The following is a 5,337-nucleotide window of genomic DNA, read 5'->3' as shown; positions in this document are numbered from 1 at the left end:
TGCCCGTAAAAGCCCGATTTGTGAGGGCTGATAATCAGTGGGGGATGAAGAAAACCCCCACTGATTAAAGTTTCACTTTATGTGTTTTTTGATCTTTATCCCAAGGATTCGATTTTCCTAACTTTTTGTTAGAGGAAGAACCGTAAGGCCCTTCAGGAAACTCCTCAGGAATGACATATTGATGTCTAGCTTCAGCAGTTGTAACATCCGTATATTGTTCATCCTTTTTTGTGGACAACTGAAACATCCTTTCACATATATTTGATTCTTAATATGCCCAAAAAATTTTTATTTTTTATCGGCGACTTTTCCAATATATCGACGCTTCGACACGGAATAAAGACCGTTCGACATAGGATAAAGATCATTCGACAAAAAAACAAAAAAACCGAAGCTGCACCCAGCTCCGGTCTCTATTCAATCGTCTTCAATAGTAATTTCTTCAATAACGGTTTAATCTTCAATCGTAAATCTTCCGCATGATTCGCTACTAAGAAGTGGTGGTTGTATATATTTTTCATCAGTTGATAGGTTGCTTCTTTCGCTTCGCCTTCTTCGATAAAGATTCCGATGACTTCTATGCCGCTTTTACGAGCAAGTTTCACAGCTTCGTGTGTATCTAAAATACCGTCTTGTTGGTAGTCTAATGCAGATGGTTCGCCATCTGTGAAGACGAGTAGGAATTTATGCTTTTCCTGACGTTTCGCAAGTTTTTCGGAAACGATACGAATAATGTATCCATCACGGTTATCTTCTTCTTCACGAAGTTGCATGACTTCTGGACCAATGTTTGGCAGCGTTGAGTTTTGATAGGTTACAACTTCATGAATGACGTTTGGTTTGTTTTCGGGTGTAGCGCTAGAAGCATCTTCCCAAAATCCGCTAATGGCGTGCGGAATTTTTAACGATTTTAAAGCTTCATGGAAAAGAACAACGCTTTTTTTCGTTTCTTCCATTTTGTTATACATCGAACCCGAGCAGTCAACCAATAGGTGAAAGACAACGTCAAGTTCTTGTGATTCTTGTCCTTTTTTATAAAACATACGTGGTTGTTTTTCTGTATAAATACGTAGGAACTTTTTACGAAGTCTTCCGTAGTATTTATCAGCATTTGCGTTTGTTTTATTTTCAATTGTTTTTTCGATGATTTTCTTTAGTTCTTTTACATCTTTATTTACGACAGATTTTATCGCTTGATAGTCTTTCTTTTCGTCATGGTTTGGTTTGCGAGCTTCTTTAAAAGTATGCGATGCGCCGACGTTATATTTACCGTATACACCTTCACTTTGGCTAGAAGCATGAGATGCTCTCGTATCTTCAGCATCTGCGCCGTCGAAGTTCGACTGCGTACTTTTTTGTGAAGTACCTTGCACAGAAGCGAGTGCTTGATCACTATCCTCTGATTCACGGGCAGTATCACCCATCATATTTGTTTTTGTACCGCTCTCTAATTCAAAGCGTAAGAAGTTTTCGTTTTCATTGTTTTTATTTTCACGATGCCAAGTCGAAAAACTTTCATTTATTTTACTCTTATTATCGTCATCATCAACAATTTGAACATCATCGTTTGCTAATTCGTCTACTCGTTCTTCAATTTTCTCAAAAATGACAGAAGTATTGAGCGGCGCAAGGCCAAAGTAGTTATTAATCATATCATGTTCTAACAGTTCTTCTAAACGATAGCGGATTTTTTCGACAACATACATCGTATCTTCTGTTGTACGCGTTTGGAACGTTTCGTGTAAGATTGCTTCAATGTGTTCAAAGTAGTAGTTGTTAAACATTTCGTATTTGTCGCTCGTTACTGTTAAGTAACATAAGCAAATAAGCATATCAGCATGATAATTACGGATCCGATTAATTTCGTATTGTGAGCTGAAATAATTTCGATACATTTCTTTGCGGCGTGCAAAAATTGGTTTTGTACCAGGACGCTCTCGTTTTACAATTTCTTCAACTCGTAAATCCTCTAATAGAACGAATAGCTGCGTTAAAAAATTTTTAAGCGGTGATTGCTGCAAATCTTTTGCATAACTACGAATCAGTTTCATATCGGAATGATGTTTGTAGCCAAGAGCTTTTAAATATACTTCACTTTTTAAGCCGATTACTTTATCCGTGTCGCTTCGATCATCCCAAAAATGACTGATGACAATTTTATTTTCGATTTCGTCATAATATGCTTTATATCCATATTCTAAATACGCATTTTCTTCTTTTAGAAGGGCGTACATTAAGTTTTCCATTTGTAGAAACAGAGACGCATCGATTTTCTTGTCGCTAAAAATTTGTCTCATGAATTATCCCTCAAAGAAATAGCTTTCTGCTAATTCACGTACTGTCATTTGTTCCGTTTCATCGCTTAATTTTGCAATAATACTTCGTTCAATTGCACGCATCACTGGAATATAGACACTTAAATCACATGCATCGATAATACCGCGAATACTTGCAGCTTCTTCACTTACACGACCGTCGCTAGCTAACGGCATTAAGTCGCTTGCGAATGCCACAAACTTTTCGATTGTTGCTGCATTCTTTAATTTTGATTCAGCTAATAACAGTTCTTTTAATGTGTCACCTTGAATATAAGGAACTTCAATAATAACGAAACGGTTTTTTAACGCTTCATTTAGTTCACTCGTTCCAACATACCCTTCGTTAATCGCAGCAATTACACGATATTCATCACTGCCATACACAACTTCTTGTGTGAATGGGTTTGTAATCATTTTTCGGTAGTCGAGTGCACCGTGAAGAAGTGGAAGCGTTTCTGGTTTTGCCATGTTAATTTCATCGATATAAAGGAAGTGACCATTTTTCATTGCTTTCATCAATGGACCATCCACGAAAGTAACTTCAGAGGCACCGCTCTTTGTTGTTAATGTGTTGTATCCTAAAATTCCTTCTACATCTAAATCAACAGAGCAGTTAATGCTATGCATTGGCTTTTGAAATAAATAAGATAGCGTTTCAGCAAGAACAGTTTTACCGCTTCCAGTAGGTCCTTTTAATAGAACGTTTTTACCAAGAAGTAAGGCAGTAATTGCATCTTCAATAATGCTGTTGTCTGCTGCTTTATACATTTTTGTTCCAATTAAAGTAGCAGCATTGCCAGCTGTTTGTTTATTTGTTTCATGAATATTTACAAGTTGCTCTTTTAATCCTGCATGTATATGAAATTGTTCTAACATGTATTTCCCACCTAACATTATTTTCATAAAGTAAACAATCCTTCTTATGATAACGTGTTTTCATAAGTGAAGCAAAGAAAAAACATCTTCCAATTTGGAAGATGTTCCCTTATAAAAGTGGCGAAATAAGTCGCATTAGTGATTCAAGCATTCTTTTGCGAATGCTTCTATTTTGAAATACTTCCCAGCGAATTTCTGTAGAGTCCTTAAAATCTTGTTCGAAATCTCTTTTAATATCAAGAACAGTCGGGGATTCGTATAATATGGCGATTAATTCATAATTCAGTTCAAAACTACGAATGTCCATATTGGCTGTACCAATTGTTGCAATTTCATCATCAATTAAGACAATTTTAGCATGCATAAATCCATCTTTATAACGATAAATAGAAGCACCTGCTTCTAATAACGGGGTAAAGTAAGATTGAGAAGCTTGATCGCTTATCACGCTATCGCTTATGCCGGGATATAGAATACGGACATCAATTCCAGCGATTGCACTTAAACGTAGTAATGTTAATGTTTCTTGATCGGGAATAAAGTATGGCGTCGCAATCCAAATGGAACGTTTAGCCGATGTCATTGCCGCTAATAGGGCATTTCGAATCGTCTTGTCATTTGCACTCGGGCCACTTGCGACAATTTGGACAGCACCTTCTGCCTGGGCTGTCGACCCTGGGAAATACTCTTTCTTCATAAAAGATTCCCAAGAATAGCTGTTTAATCCACTAAGTGCGTATAACCAATCTTCTAAAAAGAGCGCTTGTAGTTTGTATAATGCTTTCCCTTCAAGTTTTAAATGACTATCTCGCCAAATTGGAAATTTCTTAGAACGCCCAAGATATTCATCCCCAACATTCAATCCACCTGTAAAACCAATTTTTCCGTCAATAATAATGCTTTTCCGGTGATTCCGGTAATTGACAGTTTCGATTAACCAAGGAGAAAGGACAGGATCGAATTCTACTACCTCAATTCCTGCATCCTTCATCGGTTGCAAAAAGGAACTTCGTAATGGATAGCTTCCGAGGTCATCAAATAAAAAGCGGACAATGACACCCTCTTTTGCTTTTTCGATTAAAGCATCTCGAATCTTTGTTCCAATTTCATCAGCTCGATAAATGTAATATTGAATATGAATATGGTGCTTTGCTTCGTGAATGGAAGACAAAATTTCTGTAAATGTTTCTTCTCCATTTGTTAATAATTTCGCTCTAGTTTCATCAGCAATAGGGCCCCCGCCAAATTTTTGAATGATTGTAGTTAAATGGGCAGAGTGTTCATTTAGAGACGATGGTATTTCTTGTTTCAAGCGTTTTCCTTCTAAAATTTCACGGAACAACTTTCTTTGTTCTTCGGAACGATGTAAATGTTTTATTCGGCGCCATTTACTTCGGCCAAATAATAAATACAAAAATACGCCGAAAATGGGGAGAATTGCTAATACTAAAAACCAAGCTAACGTACTTTGCGGGGATCGATTTTCAATAAAGATGACGAAAGCAATACCGACAGCTGTAATAAAGAATACTACTCCAGCAAAAGTATATAACGATATAGATGATCTGTTTAAAAGCATGAGTAAAATAGTTGAAATTGAAATAACAAATAGTAATTGCAGAACACGATTTTTCATTGGTAGGAATGTCACCTTTTTCTGATTAGTTATAGCCTTATTATAAAATGTTTTATTTACATTAAACAAATAGGAAATTTAGATTTTTTTCTGCACGGGAGCAGACTTTTTTACTGTTTTAGAAAAAAGATAATTTTACATAGAGTGAAAGGGAATTACTATTGTTGTATTTAGAAATGATAACTTCTCTGATATAAAATTTATGTAAAAAAATAGAAAATGCGTATTTTGGTGGTTCATCACCGTAACATGGGGTTGATTTTTTGGAAATGAATCATTTTTAATACATGGAACGGAGAGTGGCGACTCCTGCGGGAATAGCGAGGAAAGTGAGACCCCGCAGGCTTGCCGAGGAGGCTCGCTCTTGCCCGCGGAAAGCGTCCACTCGGGGTGGAGTGTACATCTATCTATATGTCACCTCCGTCTTTTGGTGATGAACCACTTATAATGAGGAGAGAAAAATATGCGCAAAATTATTGTAGGATCGAGAAAAAGTAAATTGGCATT

The 5,337-nt window shown here is 36.6% G+C and carries 4 protein-coding genes; all 4 read right to left on the bottom strand.

The annotated features are described in order from the left end of the window. Window positions 1-64: 64 nt before the first annotated feature. A complete protein-coding gene (locus V7024_RS13555) occupies window positions 65-238 on the bottom strand; it encodes a hypothetical protein (RefSeq protein WP_335520833.1) in 174 nt (57 codons plus the stop codon). Window positions 239-413: 175 nt separating this feature from the next. Then, window positions 414-2,297 carry a vWA domain-containing protein gene (locus tag V7024_RS13550; protein WP_335520832.1) on the bottom strand — a complete coding sequence of 628 codons (1,884 nt, stop codon included), beginning with the start codon at window positions 2,295-2,297 and terminating at the stop codon, window positions 414-416. Window positions 2,298-2,300: 3 nt separating this feature from the next. Beyond that, window positions 2,301-3,194, bottom strand: a complete 894-nt coding sequence (locus V7024_RS13545; protein ID WP_335520830.1) for an ATP-binding protein — start codon at window positions 3,192-3,194, stop codon at window positions 2,301-2,303. A gap of 109 nt (window positions 3,195-3,303) precedes the next feature. Then, window positions 3,304-4,830 (bottom strand): cardiolipin synthase, encoded by a 1,527-nt coding sequence (locus V7024_RS13540; protein WP_335520828.1) that lies wholly within the window; start codon window positions 4,828-4,830, stop codon window positions 3,304-3,306. Between the last annotated feature and the right edge of the window lie 507 nt (window positions 4,831-5,337).

It is taken from the genome of Bacillus sp. JJ864, assembly GCF_036963045.1.
GTDB lineage: Bacteria > Bacillota > Bacilli > Bacillales > Bacillaceae_G > Bacillus_A > Bacillus_A pseudomycoides_C.
The sequence above is the reverse complement of the archived record's forward strand: the minus strand, read 5'-3'. Positions and strand labels throughout refer to the sequence as shown.